Raw genomic sequence first — 16,089 nt, 5'->3', positions numbered from 1 at the left:
GTGTCCGGCCGGTCAGCGGGCCGCGTGGACCCCACCGGCGGTGGTCGCCGTGACCCCGACCCCGCCGAGGGGCGCCGGGGCGGGGGCGGTGGTGCCGGCGGGAGCCGCTGCCGGGGCCGCCGTGCCGGCCGTGCCCGGACCGGCCTTCGGGGGCCGGCGCAGGCCGAGGTCCTTGAGCTTGAGGGCGGGCTTCTCCACCAGGAACCAGGAGCAGAGCGCCGCGAGGAGCGCCAGCGCCACCGACAGGGCCGTGTAGACGGCGTAGCCGTGGCGGTTGACCTCCCAGAGGGTCAGGCACTGCTGGATCGGGAAGGCGTAGATGTAGACGCCGTACGAGAGGTCGACCTTGGTGCCGACCTTGGTCAGCGGGCCGGGCATCCGCGCGGCCAGGACGAGCAGCACGTAGGCGAAGGCCGGCAGGCCGATGACGGTGAAACCGCCGTAGTGGGCGGTGGCGAGGACGACGCCGAACGCCAGCACACCGGCGACCGGGTTGATCGGGAGGCGCTTCTTGTAGAGCTCGGCGACCGCGCCGAGGCCGAACATGAAGCCCACCGGCAGCAGCATCTCCATGCTCAGCCAGTCGAGGAACGGGAAGCGCCAGCCCTGCAGGTCGGTCGGGGCGTAGAGCGGCAGGCGCAGCCGGTCGAAGTCCACCGCCATCGACACCAGGTAGGCGTACATGCCGGCGACCAGCAGGGCCACCGCCCAGCGGGCCCGGTGGAGGATCCCGAGCGCGGCGAGCGCGGCGACCGCGATGTAGCAGAACACCTCGTAGGAGAGCGACCAGACCGAGCCGTTGAAGGCGGTCGGGTGCGGGTTGTGGTCCAGCAGGCCGGAGACGCCCCACTGGCCGACGCCGATCCCGTAGTTGGCCTTGAGGTAGGACCACGGCCCCTGGGGGTGCGACCAGAAGCCGTCGAGCCGGCCCTGGTGGTACGCGACGAGCGGCGCGATGACGAGCGCCGTGACCAGCAGGCAGACCCAGAGACCGGGAAGGATGCGGATCGCCCGGTTCCACATGAACCGGCCGGTGCTCAGCCGCATACCACTGCGGGTGATCAGCAGGCCGGAGAGGACGAAGAAGCCGGCGACCGCCATCGCGCCGACGTTCGTCTGGCCTTGCGCCTGGTCGTAACCGAGGTCGTGCTTCCCCATACCGAGCGGCATGGCATGGGCGAAGATCACCGAGAGCGCGAGGACGAGACGCAGCAGTCCGAAGCCGTTCTTGCGTCCGAGCGCCTCGGACAGCGGGGGGCAAGCCAGCAAGGCGGGCCGCTTGCGCTGAGTGCGTGACATGTGTGGAGGCTCCGGGCCGGTAGGTGAGCCAGGCGGCCCCGGGTGTCGGGGGCGGCCCTGGGGTCGGTGGCGAGGGATTGCACGAGTGGCTGTTCCCAGCTTATCGGGGCCGTTTTCGAGCCGTGGGGGCGCGGCGGCGTGGCGACCACTCGGCGGTCACGTTATGACACGCCTGCGGCCTGTGGCTACCATGAGCGTCACGCTGGGTGTGGTATGTGAACGGGCCGGACGCGATCGGTCCGTGTACGCCGCGACCGGGAAGCGCATGACCTGGTGCGCCACTTGTTAGCGTGACCTCCGCAGCCGGCCCGTTCGGACGAACGGTCCGGCGGAGTGGGCCGCGGTCGGGCCGGGCGGTCTGCCGAAATCCTATGCGGAGCCGGACTAGGAAGAGTCGGAGTTCAGTGCAGACTTCAGCGGAAACTGTCGAGGAGCACCGGGACGGTGCTCGGACGGGCGGACAGCCGGTCGCCGCGTCCCGGTCGACGGGTCTGACGGCCCGGGCTGTGCAGCGGTTCGAGGAGGCCCGCGGCCGGCGGTGGTTCTGGCCGGCCGCCCTGGTGGTCGGGTACGCCGTCGAGGTCGCCTTCCGGCTGGTGCTCGTCCGCCACCTGAGCTACCCCTCGGTGCACGCGGACGAGGACTCCTACCTCGTCCTGGCCCGTGTGCTCGCCGGACGCCAGACCACCGAGATGCCGGTCGGCGTGGTGATCCCCGGGGGCTACCCGCTGCTGATCTCCCCGGCCCTGCGGCTCTCCGACGACCCGGCGATGGCCTACCACCTGATCATGGGGATCAACGCGCTGCTCAACGCGCTGGTCTTCCCGCTGGCCTACCTGGCGCTCCGCCGCCTGGGCCTGCGCCGGCTGCTGGCGTACGTGTTCGCCGGGGTCACCGCGCTGCTGCCGCCGGTGATCTTCTACTCCGAGTACGTCATGGCGGACACCGTCCTGCCGGTGCTGATCCTGGCCTGGCTGCTCTGCATGCACGGCTGGCTGAGCGACGGCCCCACCAAGCACCGCTACTGGTACGCGGCCGGCACGGGTGCCGCCGCCGCCTACTCGCTGGCGACGCACGACCGCGGCGGCGTCGTGGTGGCCCTGACCGGGGTGGTCTTCGTCGGCGTCCTGCTGCTGCGCTGGGCGCCGTGGCGGACCACCGTGGCGGGCCTCGGTGCGCTGGGTGCCGGCGTGCTCTTCGCCAAGGCGCTGTCCTGGTGGCTCAACCGCCAGTTCGAGGTGGAGCCGAGCAAGGTCGGCTCGTACCTGTGGGACGGCCTGAAGAACCCCGACATCCTGCAGCGCACGCTGACCAGGACCACCGGGCAGATCTGGTACTTCATCGTCTCCACCTGGGGCATCGGCGGCCTGGCGGTCGTCACCTGCCTGTTCGCGCTCTTCAGCAGCCGCTTCCCGCGCCCGCACCGGATCGTCGGCGGCGTCATGGTGGCGCTGCTCTTCGGCACCGCGCTGGCCTCCGCCGCGGCCCTCCCGGACGACGCCCGGATCGACAACTGGGTCTACGCCCGCTACCTGTCGTACCTGGTCCCGGTCGCCTTCGTGGCCGGAATCGCCGTCCTGGCCCGGTTCGGCCGGCGCAGCCTCGGCTACGCGGTGGCCGGCACGGTCGGCCTGACCCTGCTCCTCGCCCAGCTGGTGATCTGGTCGGCGGGCTCGCAGCTGTACAAGCAGGTCTTCATCGGCTGGGGCATGCCGGACGTCCTGTTCCTGGCCAGCGACTGGAGCAAGCTGAACATGATGCGGTCGACGACCGCGGCGTTCATCATCCTCGGCGCGGTCGTGATGCTCCTGCTCGCGGGCGGACGCAAGGTCCTCTGGGCGGTCGGCCTCTCGCTCGCGCTGTTCGCCGGGTTCGCGACGACCACCATCACCGAGCAGATCACCGACCCGTACACGTCCTGGCGCAAGACCTACGCGACCGGTTTCACCAAGGCCGCGGGCATCAAGCCCAAGGACAACGTGGTGCTCGCCTGGGACCTCGACGGCAGCACGCGGATGGCCCAGGCCTACGAGGTCTACCTCGGCCGGGTCTGGTACCGCGACCCCCGCTGGCAGCCCGTCCCCCCGCAGGCGAACGTGATCGTCACCCCGCTGCCGGAGGAGGGCAAGGCGCCCGAGGCCTACTGGCACGACCACCCGGAGCAGTGGTACGTCGAGCGGGTCAACAAGGGCCAGGGCTGGATGGTCTGGCGCAAGCACTGAGCGTCACACGGTCCGGCCGCCGCGTGACTTCGCGCGGCCGGGCCGTGCGGTCGGGGCCGGTGGGGGATACCCCCACCGGCCCCGATTGGCTTTACGGCTGCTCCATGTGGCAGTATGTCCAAGTTGCTCGGTTGAGTGCCGATGCTGCGCGCCTCCCGCCGGGAGGACTGGAAGCGAGTCCCATGTACTCGTCGTTCCCGTGATGGCCGTTCATGTGTTCACGGACAGTGTGTGGACACAGTGGTGTGAAGTCGACACCGCGGCAGCTGCGGGGCGAAAGTACGGGAATCTTCCGGGAAGCGTGAGCGGGGCCTCAACGCGGGCGTCCACGGAACCGACGGGTTCCACCGACCACAGCTGATACCGACGGAGTGATTCGCCGGTTTTTTGCAAGCGCGGGCGCGACACGCCCGAGCGCGGGGGTCGGAGGACGACCGTGCAGTGACTTATGACAAAAGGACTACAAGGTAGCCATGGCGGGACAGAAGATCCGCATCCGGCTCAAGGCCTACGACCACGAGGTCATCGACTCCTCGGCGAAGAAGATCGTCGAGACGGTGATCCGAACTGGTGCGCAGGTCGCAGGCCCGGTGCCGCTGCCCACTGAGAAGAACGTGTACTGCGTCATCCGCTCGCCGCACAAGTACAAGGACTCGCGCGAGCACTTCGAGATGCGTACTCACAAGCGTCTGATCGACATCCTCGACCCCACGCCGAAGACGGTTGACTCGCTCATGCGTCTCGACCTGCCGGCTGGCGTCGACATCGAGATCAAGCTCTGAGAGGCGCACCGAAGATGGCTAAGCAGATTAAGGGCATCCTGGGCGAGAAGCTCGGCATGACCCAGGTCTGGGACGAGAACAACCGGATCGTTCCGGTGACCGTCGTCAAGGCTGGGCCCAATGTCGTGACCCAGGTCCACACCGCCGACAGCCCGGCCGGCTACGACGCCGTGCAGATCGGCTTCGGCGAGATCGACCCCCGCAAGGTGAACAAGCCCCTCGCGGGCCACTTCGCCAAGGCCGGCGTCACCCCGCGTCGTCACCTGGTCGAGCTCCGTACGACGGACGCGTCCGAGTACACCCTCGGCCAGGAGATCACCGCGGAGCTGTTCGAGGCGGGTGTCAAGGTCGACGTGACCGGCACCTCCAAGGGCAAGGGCTTCGCCGGTGTCATGAAGCGCCACAACTTCCGGGGCCTCGGCGCCGGTCACGGTGTGCAGCGCAAGCACCGCTCGCCCGGCTCGATCGGTGGCTGCGCCACCCCGGGTCGTGTGTTCAAGGGCGTACGGATGGCCGGCCGGATGGGCCACGAGCGCGTGACCACCCAGAACCTGACCATCCATGCCGTTGACGCGGAGAAGGGGCTGCTCCTCATCAAGGGCGCAATCCCGGGCCCGAACGGCGGCCTCGTCCTCGTCCGCACCGCGGCGAAGGGGCTGTGAGGATATGAGCACCATTGACATCCTGTCGCCCTCGGGCGACAAGACCGGCAGCCTGGAGCTTCCGGCCGAGATCTTCGACGCGAGGGTCAGCGTTCCGCTGATGCACCAGGTCGTCGTGGCGCAGCTCGCTGCGGCCCGTCAGGGCACCCACAAGACCAAGACTCGTGGCGAGGTCCGCGGTGGCGGCAAGAAGCCGTACCGCCAGAAGGGCACCGGCCGCGCCCGTCAGGGCTCGACCCGCGCCCCGCAGTTCGCCGGCGGTGGCGTCGTGCACGGTCCCGTGCCGCGTGACTACTCGCAGCGGACGCCCAAGAAGATGATCGCCGCCGCCCTCCGCGGTGCGCTCACCGACCGGGCCCGCCACAACCGCATCCACGTCGTCACCGACGTGATCGCGGCCGAGGCGCCGTCGACCAAGGCCGCCAAGGGTCTGTTCGGCAAGATCACCGAGCGCAAGAACATCCTCCTCGTCGTCGAGCGTGCCGACGAGCTGGGTCTGAAGAGCGCCCGCAACCTGCCGCACGTGCACATCCTGGACGCCGGCCAGCTGAACACCTACGACGTGCTCGTCTCCGACGACGTGGTCTTCACCCAGGCCGCCTTCGAGCGTTTCGTGGCGGGTCCCGCCGCGTCCGCCAAGGCCGTGGCTGCTGAGGGCGAGCTCGAAGGGAGCGCCGCCTGATGGCTGCAGAGATCACGAGCAAGACGTTCACGGACCCCCGTGATGTCCTGGTGAAGCCGGTCATCTCCGAGAAGAGCTACTCGCTCCTCGACGAGAACAAGTACACGTTCGTCGTGTCGCCCGGTGCCAACAAGACCCAGATCAAGCAGGCCGTCGAGGCGGTCTTCTCGGTCAAGGTCGAGTCCGTCAACACGCTCAACCGTCAGGGCAAGCGCAAGCGCTCCAAGACGGGTTTTGGCAAGCGCAAGGACACCAAGCGCGCCATCGTGACGCTGGCTGAGGGCAACCGCATCGACATCTTCGGTGGTCCGACCTCCTGACGGAGGCCGTGATCGTCGATCAAGACGAGGACGAAAATGGGTATCCGCAAGTACAAGCCGACTACGCCGGGCCGCCGTGGCTCCAGCGTGGCCGACTTCGTCGAAATCACGCGGTCCACGCCGGAAAAGTCGCTGGTTCGCCCCCTGCACAGCAAGGGCGGCCGTAACAACGCCGGTCGGATCACCGTTCGCCACCAGGGTGGCGGTCACAAGCGCGCCTACCGTGTGATCGACTTCCGTCGTCACGACAAGGACGGCGTGCCGGCCAAGGTCGCGCACATCGAGTACGACCCGAACCGCACCGCGCGCATCGCGCTCCTGCACTACGCGGACGGCGAGAAGCGCTACATCATCGCTCCGCGCGGCATCGCGCAGGGTGACCGGGTCGAGAACGGCGCCGGCGCCGACATCAAGCCCGGCAACAACCTGCCGCTTCGCAACATCCCGGTCGGTACGACCATCCACGCGGTGGAGCTGCGTCCCGGTGGCGGTGCCAAGATGGCCCGCTCCGCCGGTGCCGGCATTCAGCTGCTGGCGCGTGAGGGCAAGATGGCGCACCTGCGCATGCCCTCCGGTGAGATCCGCCTGGTCGACGCGCGCTGCCGCGCGACCGTCGGCGAGGTCGGCAACGCCGAGCAGTCGAACATCAACTGGGGCAAGGCCGGCCGTATGCGCTGGAAGGGCGTTCGCCCGACCGTGCGTGGTGTGGCCATGAACCCGATCGACCACCCGCACGGTGGTGGTGAGGGTAAGACCTCCGGTGGTCGCCACCCGGTCTCGCCGTGGGGCCAGAAGGAGGGTCGTACCCGTCGCCCGAAGAAGGCGTCGGACGCTCTCATCGTGCGCCGCCGCAAGACCAACAAGAAGCGCTAGGAGCAGGTCAGATGCCGCGCAGTCTCAAGAAGGGCCCCTTCATTGACGGCCACCTTCTCAAGAAGGTGGACGCGCAGAACGAGGCGGGTACCCAGAACGTCATCAAGACCTGGTCCCGTCGCTCCGTGATCTTCCCGGCCATGCTCGGCCACACGATCGCGGTGCACGATGGCCGTAAGCACGTCCCGGTGTTCGTCACCGAGTCGATGGTCGGCCACAAGCTCGGCGAGTTCGCGCCGACGCGTACCTTCCGCGGTCACGTCAAGGACGACCGCAAGTCGAAGCGTCGCTAGTCGCCAGCGAGATTACCGACTCAATGACTTACACCAGCAAGGGGACAACCATGGAAGCCAGGGCCCAGGCGCGGTACATCCGCGTCACGCCCATGAAGGCCCGCCGCGTGGTGGACCTCATCCGTGGCCTGAACGCCACGGAGGCCCAGGCGGTCCTGCGTTTCGCTCCGCAGGCCGCGACCGTGCCGGTCGGCAAGGTGCTCGACAGCGCCATTGCCAACGCCGCGCACAACTACAACCACTCCAACGTGGACGACCTCGTCATCAGCGAGGCGTACGTTGACGAGGGCCCGACCCTGAAGCGGTTCCGTCCGCGTGCCCAGGGCCGTGCCTACCGGATCCGCAAGCGGACCAGCCACATCACCGTGGTCGTCAGCAGCAAGGAAGGGACCCGGTAATGGGCCAGAAGGTTAACCCGCACGGGTTCCGCCTCGGCATCAGCACGGACTTCAAGTCCCGCTGGTACGCCGACAAGCTGTACAAGGACTACGTCAAGGAAGACGTCGCCATTCGTCGCATGATGACGAAGGGCATGGAGCGCGCCGGCATCTCCAAGGTCGAGATCGAGCGCACCCGCGACCGCGTCCGCGTCGACATCCACACCGCGCGCCCCGGCATCGTCATCGGTCGCCGTGGCACCGAGGCCGACCGCATCCGCGGCGACCTCGAGAAGCTGACCGGCAAGCAGGTCCAGCTGAACATCCTCGAGGTCAAGAACCCCGAGCTGGACGCCCAGCTCGTGGCTCAGGGCGTCGCGGAGCAGCTGTCCTCCCGCGTCTCCTTCCGCCGTGCCATGCGCAAGTCGATGCAGGGCACCATGAAGTCCGGCGCCAAGGGCATCAAGGTCCAGTGCTCCGGTCGTCTCGGCGGCGCCGAGATGAGCCGTTCGGAGTTCTACCGCGAGGGCCGTGTGCCGCTGCACACCCTGCGCGCGAACGTCGACTACGGCTTCTTCGAGGCCAAGACGACCTTCGGCCGTATCGGCGTGAAGGTCTGGATCTACAAGGGCGACGTCAAGAACATCGCCGAGGTCCGCGCTGAGAACGCCGCTGCCCGCTCGGGCAACCGTCCGGCCCGTCCCGAGGGTGGTCGTCCCGCCCGCGGTGGCGAGCGCCGTGGTGGCGAGCGCGGTGGCCGTGGCCGTCGTCCCGCCGGTGCCGAGGCTCAGGCCCCGGTCGCCGCCGAGACCCCGGCTGCCGAGAACACCGGAACGGAGGCCTGACCGCAATGCTGATCCCCCGTCGGGTCAAGCACCGCAAGCAGCACCACCCCAAGCGCCGCGGCGCTGCCAAGGGTGGCACCGAGCTCGCCTTCGGCGAGTACGGCATCCAGGCCGTCACCCCGGCCTACGTGACGAACCGGCAGATCGAGTCCGCTCGTATCGCCGTCACCCGTCACATCAAGCGTGGCGGCAAGGTCTGGATCAACATCTACCCGGACCGTCCGCTCACCAAGAAGCCGGCCGAGACCCGCATGGGTTCCGGTAAGGGTTCGCCCGAGTGGTGGATCGCGAACGTGCACCCGGGTCGGGTCATGTTCGAGCTGTCGTACCCCAACGAGAAGGTGGCTCGTGAGGCGCTGACCCGCGCAGCTCACAAGCTCCCGATGAAGTGCCGGATCATCCGGCGCGAGGCAGGTGAGAGCTGATGTCGGCCGGCACCAAGGCTGCTGACCTCCGCGAGCTGGACAACGAGGGTCTCGTTGCCAAGCTCCGTGAGGCCAAGGAGGAGCTGTTCAACCTCCGCTTCCAGGCGGCGACCGGGCAGCTCGACAACCACGGACGGCTCAAGCTGGTCCGTAAGGACATCGCGCGGATCTACACCCTGATGCGCGAGCGCGAGCTGGGCATCGAGACGGTGGAGAACGCCTGATGACTGAGAACACCAACGAGACGCGCGGTTTCCGCAAGACCCGTGAGGGCCTCGTCGTCAGCGACAAGATGGACAAGACCGTCGTCGTCGCCGTCGAGGACCGCGTCAAGCACGCGCTGTACGGCAAGGTCATCCGCCGTACGAACAAGCTGAAGGCGCACGACGAGGCGAACGCCTGCGGCATCGGCGACCGGGTCCTCCTCGCGGAGACCCGCCCGCTGTCCGCGACGAAGCGCTGGCGCGTCGTCGAGATCCTCGAGAAGGCCAAGTAACGAAGTTGATGCGGTACGGCCGTATGTGCACCAGGTCCCTCGCGGGCGCTGGTGTGAGCAGCGGCCGGCCCGTCAGCTCTCGTTGACGATCAGGAGAAAGCTGTGATCCAGCAGGAGTCGCGACTGCGTGTCGCCGACAACACGGGCGCGAAGGAAATCCTTTGCATCCGCGTTCTCGGTGGTTCCGGTCGCCGCTACGCCGGTATCGGGGACGTCATCGTCGCCACCGTCAAGGACGCGATCCCCGGCGGTTCGGTGAAGAAGGGTGACGTCGTCAAGTGCGTCGTCGTCCGTACCGTGAAGTCGCGCCGTCGTCCCGACGGTTCGTACATCCGGTTCGACGAGAACGCCGCTGTCGTTCTCAAGAACACCGACGGTGACCCCCGCGGTACCCGCATCTTCGGCCCGGTGGGCCGCGAGCTGCGCGACAAGAAGTTCATGAAGATCATCTCGCTTGCGCCGGAGGTGCTCTAACCCATGGCGAACAGCATGAAGATCAAGAAGGGTGACCTGGTCCAGGTCATCACCGGCAAGGACCGCGGCAAGCAGGGCAAGGTCATTCAGGCCATGCCCGCCGAGAACAAGGTCCTGGTCGAGGGTGTGAACCGGGTCAAGAAGCACACCAAGCCGGGCCCGGGTACTCAGGGTGGCATTGTCACCGTCGAGGCCCCGGTGCACGTCTCCAACGTCCAGCTGGTCGTGGAGAAGGACGGCAAGAAGGTCGTCACCCGCGTTGGCTACCGCTTCGATGACGAGGGCAACAAGATCCGCGTTGCCAAGCGAACCGGTGAGGACATCTGATGTCTGAGACGTCTGTTGAGAAGGTGACCCCCCGTCTCAAGGAGCGTTACAACTCCGAGATCAAGGGTCAGCTGCAGGAGCAGTTCTCGTACGAGAACGTCATGCTGACGCCCGGCCTGGTCAAGGTCGTCGTCAACATGGGTGTCGGCGAGGCCGCCCGTGACAGCAAGCTGATCGAGGGCGCGATCCGCGACCTGACCGCGATCACCGGTCAGAAGCCGGCCGTGACCAAGGCTCGCAAGTCCATCGCGCAGTTCAAGCTGCGCGAGGGCCAGCCGATCGGCACCCACGTCACCCTCCGTGGTGACCGCATGTGGGAGTTCCTGGACCGTCTGGTGTCGCTGGCCCTGCCGCGTATCCGTGACTTCCGCGGTCTCTCCCCCAAGCAGTTCGACGGCCGTGGCAACTACACCTTCGGTCTGACCGAGCAGGTTATGTTCCACGAGATCGACCAGGACAAGGTCGACCGTCAGCGCGGTATGGACATCACCGTCGTGACCACCGCTCAGACCGACGACGAGGGCCGGGCGCTCCTGCGTGCTCTGGGCTTCCCGTTCAAGGAGGCGTGAGCCAATGGCGAAGAAGTCCCTCATCGCGAAGGCCGAGCGGAAGCCGAAGTTCGGCGTCCGGGCCTACACCCGGTGCCAGCGCTGCGGTCGTCCGCACTCGGTGTACCGCAAGTTCGGCCTCTGCCGTGTGTGCCTCCGTGAGATGGCCCACCGCGGCGAGCTGCCGGGCGTGACCAAGAGCTCCTGGTAGTCCAGGACCTCGCGGTAACGCCATAGCGAAGCAGGTGTGCCCGATCCCACAGTGCCCCGTTTTTGGGGCTGCGTACGGAATCCCGTAAGGTAGTGAGGTCGGGCCCCCTGTCGCGGGAGCTCCATAGCTGCCGTCGACCCTCTTCGGAGGGCTCGCACCCAGTCTTACGACGCCGCAGGTCCCCTGCGTCTGTGCCCCTGCCGCACTCCTCGGAGTGCGGCGGGGGGACCTGGCGCGGAGAAACCACGGCGAGAGAGGCCTGAGGCCATCATGACCATGACCGACCCCATCGCAGACATGCTCACGCGTCTGCGTAACGCGAACTCGGCGTACCACGATTCCGTGGCGATGCCGGCCAGCAAGATCAAGGCGCACGTCGCCGAGATCCTGCAGCAGGAGGGGTACATCTCCTCCTACAAGGTTGAGGAGCCCGTCGAGGGCGAGGTCGGCAAGAAGCTGACCATCGAGCTCAAGTTCGGCCCCAACCGTGAGCGCTCGATCGCTGGCATCAAGCGGATCAGCAAGCCGGGCCTGCGGGTCTACGCAAAGTCCACCAACCTGCCGAAGGTGCTCGGCGGCCTGGGCGTGGCGATCATCTCCACGTCCTCGGGTCTCCTCACCGACAAGCAGGCTGCCAAGAAGGGCGTAGGCGGAGAAGTTCTCGCCTACGTCTGGTAATTCGGGAAACGGAGGTACAGCAATGTCGCGCATTGGACGGCTGCCCATCCCGGTTCCCGCCGGCGTGGACGTCACCATCGATGGCCAGGCGGTCTCGGTGAAGGGCCCGAAGGGCTCCCTCACCCACCACGTCGCCGCGCCGATCGAGATCGGCAAGGGCGAGGACGGCAACCTGCTCGTCACCCGCCCCAACGACGAGCGTCTGTCGAAGGCCCTGCACGGCCTTTCCCGCACGCTGGTGGCGAACATGATCACCGGCGTGACCGCGGGCTACCGCAAGTCGCTGGAGATCAGCGGTGTCGGCTACCGAGTTCTGGCGAAGGGCTCCAACATGGAGTTCCAGCTGGGCTACAGCCACCCGATCCTGGTCGAGGCCCCGGAGGGCATCACCTTCGTCGTCGAGTCGGCCACCAAGTTCCACGTGGACGGCATCGACAAGCAGAAGGTCGGCGAGGTCGCCGCAAAGATCCGCAAGCTGCGCAAGCCCGACCCGTACAAGGCCAAGGGCGTCAAGTACGCGGGCGAGGTCATCCGCCGCAAGGTCGGAAAGAGTGGTAAGTAAGCGATGAGCGTCTCTGTCAAGATCGGCAAGGGCAACGCCTACAAGAGCGCCGCTCGCAAGCGCCGCGCGATCCGCGTTCGCAAGCGCGTCGTCGGCACCGAGGTGCGTCCGCGCCTCGTCGTGACGCGCTCGAACCGTCACATGGTCGCCCAGGTCATCGACGACGCGCAGGGTCACACCCTGGCGTCGGCGTCCACCCTCGACGTGTCCATCAAGGGCGCCGAGGGCGACAAGACCGAGCTGGCCAAGAAGGTCGGGAGCCTGGTCGCCGAGCGCGCCAAGGCTGCCGGCATCGAGTCGGTCGTCTTCGACCGCGCGGGCAACCGGTACGCCGGCCGCATCGCCGCCCTGGCGGACGCGGCCCGCGAGGCCGGGCTCGACTTCTAAGCCGCTCGTCGGCTCAGTCGACGGACGTAATCGAGAGAGGTAATTCCAATGGCTGGACCCCAGCGCCGCGGTAGCGGCGCCGGCGGCGGCACCGGCGGTGGCGAGCGGCGTGACCGTAAGCGTGACGACCGGGGCAACGCCCCCGCCGTCGAGAAGACCGCTTACGTCGAGCGTGTGGTCGCGATCAACCGTGTCGCCAAGGTTGTCAAGGGTGGTCGTCGTTTCAGCTTCACCGCGCTGGTCGTGGTGGGCGACGGTGACGGCACCGTAGGTGTCGGTTACGGGAAGGCGAAGGAGGTTCCGGCCGCCATCGCCAAGGGTGTTGAGGAGGCCAAGAAGAACTTCTTCAAGGTCCCCCGTATCCAGGGCACCATCCCGCACCCGATCCAGGGCGAGAAGGCTGCCGGCGTCGTGCTCCTGAAGCCGGCTGCCCCCGGTACCGGTGTTATCGCCGGTGGCCCGGTGCGTGCCGTGCTGGAGTGCGCCGGTATTCACGACATCCTGTCGAAGTCGCTCGGCTCCGACAACGCGATCAACATCGTGCACGCCACGGTGGCCGCTCTGAAGGGCCTCGTGCGCCCCGAGGAGATCGCCGCCCGTCGTGGCCTGCCGCTGGAGGACGTGGCTCCCGCGGCTCTGCTGCGGGCTCGTGCTGCAGGGGTGAGCGCCTGATGGCTCGCCTGAAGATCACGCAGACCAAGTCCTACATCGGCAGCAAGCAGAACCACCGCGAGACGCTGCGCTCGCTGGGTCTGAAGCGCATGCACGATGTGGTCGTCAAGGAGGACCGTCCCGAGATCCGCGGGATGGCCCAGACCGTGCGTCACCTCGTCACGGTCGAGGAGGTGGACTGAGATGGCTGACTCGCCGATCAAGGTGCACAACCTGCGTCCCGCCCCGGGTGCCAAGACCGCCAAGACCCGTGTCGGTCGTGGTGAGGGCTCCAAGGGTAAGACCGCCGGTCGTGGCACCAAGGGCACCAAGGCCCGTTACCAGGTTCCGCAGCGCTTCGAGGGTGGCCAGATGCCCCTCCACATGCGCCTGCCGAAGCTGAAGGGCTTCAAGAACCCGTTCAAGATCACGTTCCAGGTTGTCAACCTCGACAAGCTGGCCGAGCTCTACCCGCAGGGTGGCGAGGTCACTGTCGAGGACCTGGTCGCCAAGGGCGCGGTTCGCAAGAACTCCCTCGTCAAGGTGCTCGGCACCGGCGAGATCTCGGTCGCCCTGCAGGTGACGGTCGACGCCGTCTCCGGCTCGGCCACCGAGAAGATCACCGCCGCCGGCGGTACCGTCACCGAGCTCGTCTGAGCCCGCTGACTTCGTGAGCCCCGCACTTCCCCTCAGGGAGGTGCGGGGCTTGCGCCGTTTCCGGCCGCGCCCTTTCCCGGCGGTCCGGATTCCGGTGATCCGCCCTCGTTCTTTTGTGTGGCAAAACCGGGCATCCCGTACCCCATGAGTGGGGGAGGGACGGTACGCGCTTCTTTCGAGTGGCCGCGCACTGTTAGAGTCCGTGGAGTTCCCTTGTAGGCTGCGCGTAGGCTCGCCTGTGCCGTCTGTACGGGGGCCCGTACCGCCCAAACTCCCATTCAGGACCGACCCTCCCGCCGACGACGCGCGGGAGGCGCAGGAGGCACCGTGCTCAGTGCGTTCGCGCGGGCGTTCCAGACGCCCGACCTGCGCAAGAAGCTGCTGTTCACGCTGGGCATCATGGTGCTGTTCCGGCTGGGCTCGCACATCCCTGTTCCAGGGGTGGACTTCCAGGCGGTTCACGCCTGTATCAAGGAGACCAAGAACAACGGCCTCTTCGGACTGGTCAACCTGTTCAGCGGTGGCGCGCTCCTCCAGCTGACGATCTTCGCCCTCGGCATCATGCCGTACATCACGGCGAGCATCATCCTCCAGCTCCTCACGGTCGTGATCCCGCGACTCGAGGCGCTGAAGAAGGAGGGCCAGGCCGGTACCGCGAAGATCACGCAGTACACCCGGTACCTGACCATCGCGCTCGCGGTGCTCCAGGGCACCGGCATCGTGGCGACGGCCTCCAGCGGCGCGCTCTTCTCCGGCTGCGTCTACGCCAACCAGATCGTGCCGGACACCGGGGTCTTCCGGATCGCCGTGATGGTCCTGACCATGACCGCCGGCACCACGGTGATCATGTGGCTGGGCGAGCTGATCACCGACCGCGGTATCGGCAACGGCATGTCGCTGCTGATCTTCACCTCGATCGCCGCGCAGTTCCCGACCTCGATGTGGGCCATCAAGGGTTCCGGCACCATCGGCGGTGGCTGGGTCGAGTTCCTCTCCGTCATCGCGATCGGCGTCATCGTTGTGATGCTCGTCATCTTCGTCGAGCAGGCGCAGCGGCGGATCCCGGTGCAGTACGCGAAGCGGATGATCGGCCGCCGGGCCTTCGGCGGCACGTCGACCTACATCCCGCTGAAGGTGAACCAGGCCGGTGTCATCCCGGTCATCTTCGCCTCGTCCCTGCTGTACATCCCGGCCCTGGTGGTCCAGCTGACCAACAGCCAGTCCGGCTGGGCGGTGTGGATCAACCAGCACTTCGTCCGCGGTGACCACCCGGTCTACATGGCCACGTACTTCCTGCTGATCGTCTTCTTCGCCTTCTTCTACGTCGCCATCTCCTTCAACCCCGAAGAAGTTGCCGACAACATGAAGAAGTATGGTGGGTTCATCCCGGGTATCCGGGCCGGCCGCCCGACGGCCGAGTACCTGAACTACGTGCTCACCCGCATCACGTGGCCGGGTTCGCTCTACCTGGGCCTGATCGCGTTGATCCCGATGATCGCCCTGGTCGCCTTCGGACAGCAGACCAACTTCCCGTTCGGCGGCACCAGCGTCCTCATCGTCGTCGGCGTCGGACTCGAAACTGTGAAGCAGATCGAGAGCCAGCTCCAGCAGCGCAATTACGAAGGGTTCCTCCGCTGATGCGAATCGTCCTCGTCGGGCCTCCCGGGGCCGGGAAGGGTACTCAGGCGCACCTGCTCGCCAAGACCCTGTCCATTCCCCACATCTCCACCGGCGACCTCTTCCGCGCCAACATCGGCCAGGGCACCCCGCTGGGTGTCGAGGCCAAGAGCTACATGGACGCGGGCCGGCTGGTGCCGGACGAGGTCACGATCGGGATGGCCAAGGACCGGATGCTCCAGGAGGACGCCGTCAACGGCTTCCTGCTGGACGGCTTTCCGCGCAACCTTGGCCAGGCCAAGGCGCTGGACGAGTTCCTCACCGAGCAGGGCATCGCGCTCGACGGCGTGCTGGACCTGGAGGTCCCCGAGGACGAGGTGGTCCGGCGGATCGCCGGCCGTCGCCTCTGCCGCAACGACGGCGGCCACGTGTTCCACGTGGACTACAACGCGCCGAAGACCGAGGGCGTCTGCGACGAGTGCGGCGGCGAGCTGTACCAGCGTTCGGACGACACCGAGGACAAGGTGCGGACGCGGCTGGAGGTCTACCACACGGAGACCGAGCCGATCATCGACTACTACCGCCAGCAGGGCCTGATCGCGACGATCCCGGCCCTCGGCAAGGTGGACGAGGTCACCGCCCGCGCGATCGAGGCGCTGAAGCAGGACAGCTGAGTTTTTGAGCGGCGTACCTACGGCCGC

At 67.3% G+C, this 16,089-nt stretch carries 25 protein-coding genes; 24 read left to right on the top strand and 1 reads right to left on the bottom strand.

Annotated elements, in window-relative coordinates:
* Positions 1–12: 12 nt before the first annotated feature.
* Positions 13–1,299 carry an acyltransferase gene (locus ABZY91_RS03720; protein ID WP_355399490.1) on the bottom strand — a complete coding sequence of 429 codons (1,287 nt, stop codon included), beginning with the start codon at positions 1,297–1,299 and terminating at the stop codon, positions 13–15.
* Positions 1,300–1,805: 506 nt separating this feature from the next.
* Between ABZY91_RS03720 and ABZY91_RS03715 the strand changes: the two genes are divergently transcribed.
* The 24 genes from ABZY91_RS03715 (at position 1,806) to ABZY91_RS03600 (ending at position 16,062) form a co-directional block, all read left to right on the top strand.
* A complete protein-coding gene (locus ABZY91_RS03715) occupies positions 1,806–3,521 on the top strand; it encodes a phospholipid carrier-dependent glycosyltransferase (RefSeq protein WP_355399488.1) in 1,716 nt (571 codons plus the stop codon).
* Positions 3,522–3,994: 473 nt separating this feature from the next.
* Positions 3,995–4,303 (top strand): 30S ribosomal protein S10, encoded by a 309-nt coding sequence (gene rpsJ / locus ABZY91_RS03710; RefSeq protein WP_012785157.1) that lies wholly within the window; start codon positions 3,995–3,997, stop codon positions 4,301–4,303.
* 14 nt (positions 4,304–4,317) lie between these two features.
* Complete coding sequence (gene rplC, locus ABZY91_RS03705; protein ID WP_327677876.1) at positions 4,318–4,965, top strand: 50S ribosomal protein L3; 648 nt, start codon at positions 4,318–4,320, stop codon at positions 4,963–4,965.
* Between the two features lie 4 nt (positions 4,966–4,969).
* Complete coding sequence (gene rplD, locus ABZY91_RS03700; RefSeq protein ID WP_329885383.1) at positions 4,970–5,647, top strand: 50S ribosomal protein L4; 678 nt, start codon at positions 4,970–4,972, stop codon at positions 5,645–5,647.
* Entirely contained in the window at positions 5,644–5,967 is a 324-nt protein-coding gene (rplW, locus tag ABZY91_RS03695) for a 50S ribosomal protein L23 (protein ID WP_093861719.1), read from the top strand. Before rplD ends, rplW begins: the two co-directional genes overlap by 4 nt.
* Before the next feature lie 36 nt (positions 5,968–6,003).
* Positions 6,004–6,840, top strand: a complete 837-nt coding sequence (gene rplB / locus ABZY91_RS03690) for a 50S ribosomal protein L2 (RefSeq protein WP_329885382.1) — start codon at positions 6,004–6,006, stop codon at positions 6,838–6,840.
* An 11-nt stretch (positions 6,841–6,851) separates the two neighbouring features.
* Positions 6,852–7,133 (top strand): 30S ribosomal protein S19, encoded by a 282-nt coding sequence (gene rpsS, locus ABZY91_RS03685; protein WP_030055821.1) that lies wholly within the window; start codon positions 6,852–6,854, stop codon positions 7,131–7,133.
* Positions 7,134–7,183: 50 nt separating this feature from the next.
* A complete protein-coding gene (gene rplV / locus ABZY91_RS03680) occupies positions 7,184–7,531 on the top strand; it encodes a 50S ribosomal protein L22 (protein ID WP_045304593.1) in 348 nt (115 codons plus the stop codon).
* The gene (gene rpsC / locus ABZY91_RS03675; protein WP_329885381.1) at positions 7,531–8,355 is read left to right on the top strand and encodes a 30S ribosomal protein S3; all 825 of its coding nucleotides are present in this window, start codon (positions 7,531–7,533) and stop codon (positions 8,353–8,355) included. Before rplV ends, rpsC begins: the two co-directional genes overlap by 1 nt.
* A 5-nt stretch (positions 8,356–8,360) precedes the next feature.
* Positions 8,361–8,780 carry a 50S ribosomal protein L16 gene (gene rplP / locus ABZY91_RS03670; RefSeq protein WP_030055824.1) on the top strand — a complete coding sequence of 140 codons (420 nt, stop codon included), beginning with the start codon at positions 8,361–8,363 and terminating at the stop codon, positions 8,778–8,780.
* A complete protein-coding gene (rpmC, locus tag ABZY91_RS03665) occupies positions 8,780–9,004 on the top strand; it encodes a 50S ribosomal protein L29 (RefSeq protein WP_063348970.1) in 225 nt (74 codons plus the stop codon). The genes rplP and rpmC overlap by 1 nt, the downstream gene beginning before the upstream one ends.
* Entirely contained in the window at positions 9,004–9,276 is a 273-nt protein-coding gene (rpsQ, locus tag ABZY91_RS03660) for a 30S ribosomal protein S17 (protein ID WP_030055826.1), read from the top strand. The genes rpmC and rpsQ overlap by 1 nt, the downstream gene beginning before the upstream one ends.
* Before the next feature lie 102 nt (positions 9,277–9,378).
* On the top strand, positions 9,379–9,750 hold the full coding sequence (gene rplN, locus ABZY91_RS03655; RefSeq protein ID WP_030393301.1) for a 50S ribosomal protein L14: 372 nt from the start codon (positions 9,379–9,381) through the stop codon (positions 9,748–9,750).
* Between the two features lie 15 nt (positions 9,751–9,765).
* Complete coding sequence (gene rplX / locus ABZY91_RS03650) at positions 9,766–10,077, top strand: 50S ribosomal protein L24 (protein ID WP_030055828.1); 312 nt, start codon at positions 9,766–9,768, stop codon at positions 10,075–10,077.
* On the top strand, positions 10,077–10,646 hold the full coding sequence (gene rplE / locus ABZY91_RS03645) for a 50S ribosomal protein L5 (protein ID WP_030300393.1): 570 nt from the start codon (positions 10,077–10,079) through the stop codon (positions 10,644–10,646). The genes rplX and rplE overlap by 1 nt, the downstream gene beginning before the upstream one ends.
* Positions 10,647–10,650: 4 nt before the next feature.
* Positions 10,651–10,836, top strand: a complete 186-nt coding sequence (locus ABZY91_RS03640) for a type Z 30S ribosomal protein S14 (protein WP_030393303.1) — start codon at positions 10,651–10,653, stop codon at positions 10,834–10,836.
* Positions 10,837–11,106: 270 nt separating this feature from the next.
* Entirely contained in the window at positions 11,107–11,514 is a 408-nt protein-coding gene (gene rpsH / locus ABZY91_RS03635; protein ID WP_030055831.1) for a 30S ribosomal protein S8, read from the top strand.
* Between the two features lie 22 nt (positions 11,515–11,536).
* The gene (rplF, locus tag ABZY91_RS03630) at positions 11,537–12,076 is read left to right on the top strand and encodes a 50S ribosomal protein L6 (protein WP_329885380.1); all 540 of its coding nucleotides are present in this window, start codon (positions 11,537–11,539) and stop codon (positions 12,074–12,076) included.
* Positions 12,077–12,079: 3 nt separating this feature from the next.
* Entirely contained in the window at positions 12,080–12,463 is a 384-nt protein-coding gene (rplR, locus tag ABZY91_RS03625; protein WP_329885379.1) for a 50S ribosomal protein L18, read from the top strand.
* Positions 12,464–12,511: 48 nt separating this feature from the next.
* Complete coding sequence (gene rpsE, locus ABZY91_RS03620; RefSeq protein WP_030055834.1) at positions 12,512–13,135, top strand: 30S ribosomal protein S5; 624 nt, start codon at positions 12,512–12,514, stop codon at positions 13,133–13,135.
* Entirely contained in the window at positions 13,135–13,317 is a 183-nt protein-coding gene (gene rpmD / locus ABZY91_RS03615; RefSeq protein ID WP_030300409.1) for a 50S ribosomal protein L30, read from the top strand. The genes rpsE and rpmD overlap by 1 nt, the downstream gene beginning before the upstream one ends.
* A gap of 1 nt (position 13,318) precedes the next feature.
* Entirely contained in the window at positions 13,319–13,771 is a 453-nt protein-coding gene (gene rplO / locus ABZY91_RS03610; RefSeq protein ID WP_329885378.1) for a 50S ribosomal protein L15, read from the top strand.
* Between the two features lie 327 nt (positions 13,772–14,098).
* Positions 14,099–15,409, top strand: coding sequence for a preprotein translocase subunit SecY (secY, locus tag ABZY91_RS03605; RefSeq protein ID WP_327677856.1), 1,311 nt, complete (start codon positions 14,099–14,101; stop codon positions 15,407–15,409).
* Entirely contained in the window at positions 15,409–16,062 is a 654-nt protein-coding gene (locus ABZY91_RS03600) for an adenylate kinase (protein ID WP_329885377.1), read from the top strand. The genes secY and ABZY91_RS03600 overlap by 1 nt, the downstream gene beginning before the upstream one ends.
* Positions 16,063–16,089: the final 27 nt, after the last annotated feature.

It is taken from the genome of Kitasatospora sp. NPDC002965 (assembly GCF_040611255.1).
Taxonomy (GTDB): Bacteria; Actinomycetota; Actinomycetes; order Streptomycetales; family Streptomycetaceae; genus Kitasatospora.
The sequence above is the reverse complement of the archived record's forward strand: the minus strand, read 5'-3'. Positions and strand labels throughout refer to the sequence as shown.

Bases quoted from the DNA above. Each gene is read 5' to 3' on its own strand.
- ABZY91_RS03720 (WP_355399490.1), bottom strand. From the start codon at position 1,299: ATGTCACGCACTCAGCGCAAGCGGCCCGCCTTGCTGGCTTGCCCCCCG.
- rpsJ (WP_012785157.1), top strand. From the start codon at position 3,995: ATGGCGGGACAGAAGATCCGCATCCGGCTCAAGGCCTACGACCACGAG.
- rplC (WP_327677876.1), top strand. From the start codon at position 4,318: ATGGCTAAGCAGATTAAGGGCATCCTGGGCGAGAAGCTCGGCATGACC.
- rplD (WP_329885383.1), top strand. From the start codon at position 4,970: ATGAGCACCATTGACATCCTGTCGCCCTCGGGCGACAAGACCGGCAGC.
- rplB (WP_329885382.1), top strand. From the start codon at position 6,004: ATGGGTATCCGCAAGTACAAGCCGACTACGCCGGGCCGCCGTGGCTCC.
- rpsS (WP_030055821.1), top strand. From the start codon at position 6,852: ATGCCGCGCAGTCTCAAGAAGGGCCCCTTCATTGACGGCCACCTTCTC.
- rplV (WP_045304593.1), top strand. From the start codon at position 7,184: ATGGAAGCCAGGGCCCAGGCGCGGTACATCCGCGTCACGCCCATGAAG.
- rpsC (WP_329885381.1), top strand. From the start codon at position 7,531: ATGGGCCAGAAGGTTAACCCGCACGGGTTCCGCCTCGGCATCAGCACG.
- rplP (WP_030055824.1), top strand. From the start codon at position 8,361: ATGCTGATCCCCCGTCGGGTCAAGCACCGCAAGCAGCACCACCCCAAG.
- rpmC (WP_063348970.1), top strand. From the start codon at position 8,780: ATGTCGGCCGGCACCAAGGCTGCTGACCTCCGCGAGCTGGACAACGAG.
- rpsQ (WP_030055826.1), top strand. From the start codon at position 9,004: ATGACTGAGAACACCAACGAGACGCGCGGTTTCCGCAAGACCCGTGAG.
- rplX (WP_030055828.1), top strand. From the start codon at position 9,766: ATGAAGATCAAGAAGGGTGACCTGGTCCAGGTCATCACCGGCAAGGAC.
- rplE (WP_030300393.1), top strand. From the start codon at position 10,077: ATGTCTGAGACGTCTGTTGAGAAGGTGACCCCCCGTCTCAAGGAGCGT.
- ABZY91_RS03640 (WP_030393303.1), top strand. From the start codon at position 10,651: ATGGCGAAGAAGTCCCTCATCGCGAAGGCCGAGCGGAAGCCGAAGTTC.
- rpsH (WP_030055831.1), top strand. From the start codon at position 11,107: ATGACCATGACCGACCCCATCGCAGACATGCTCACGCGTCTGCGTAAC.
- rplF (WP_329885380.1), top strand. From the start codon at position 11,537: ATGTCGCGCATTGGACGGCTGCCCATCCCGGTTCCCGCCGGCGTGGAC.
- rplR (WP_329885379.1), top strand. From the start codon at position 12,080: ATGAGCGTCTCTGTCAAGATCGGCAAGGGCAACGCCTACAAGAGCGCC.
- rpsE (WP_030055834.1), top strand. From the start codon at position 12,512: ATGGCTGGACCCCAGCGCCGCGGTAGCGGCGCCGGCGGCGGCACCGGC.
- rpmD (WP_030300409.1), top strand. From the start codon at position 13,135: ATGGCTCGCCTGAAGATCACGCAGACCAAGTCCTACATCGGCAGCAAG.
- rplO (WP_329885378.1), top strand. From the start codon at position 13,319: ATGGCTGACTCGCCGATCAAGGTGCACAACCTGCGTCCCGCCCCGGGT.
- ABZY91_RS03600 (WP_329885377.1), top strand. From the start codon at position 15,409: ATGCGAATCGTCCTCGTCGGGCCTCCCGGGGCCGGGAAGGGTACTCAG.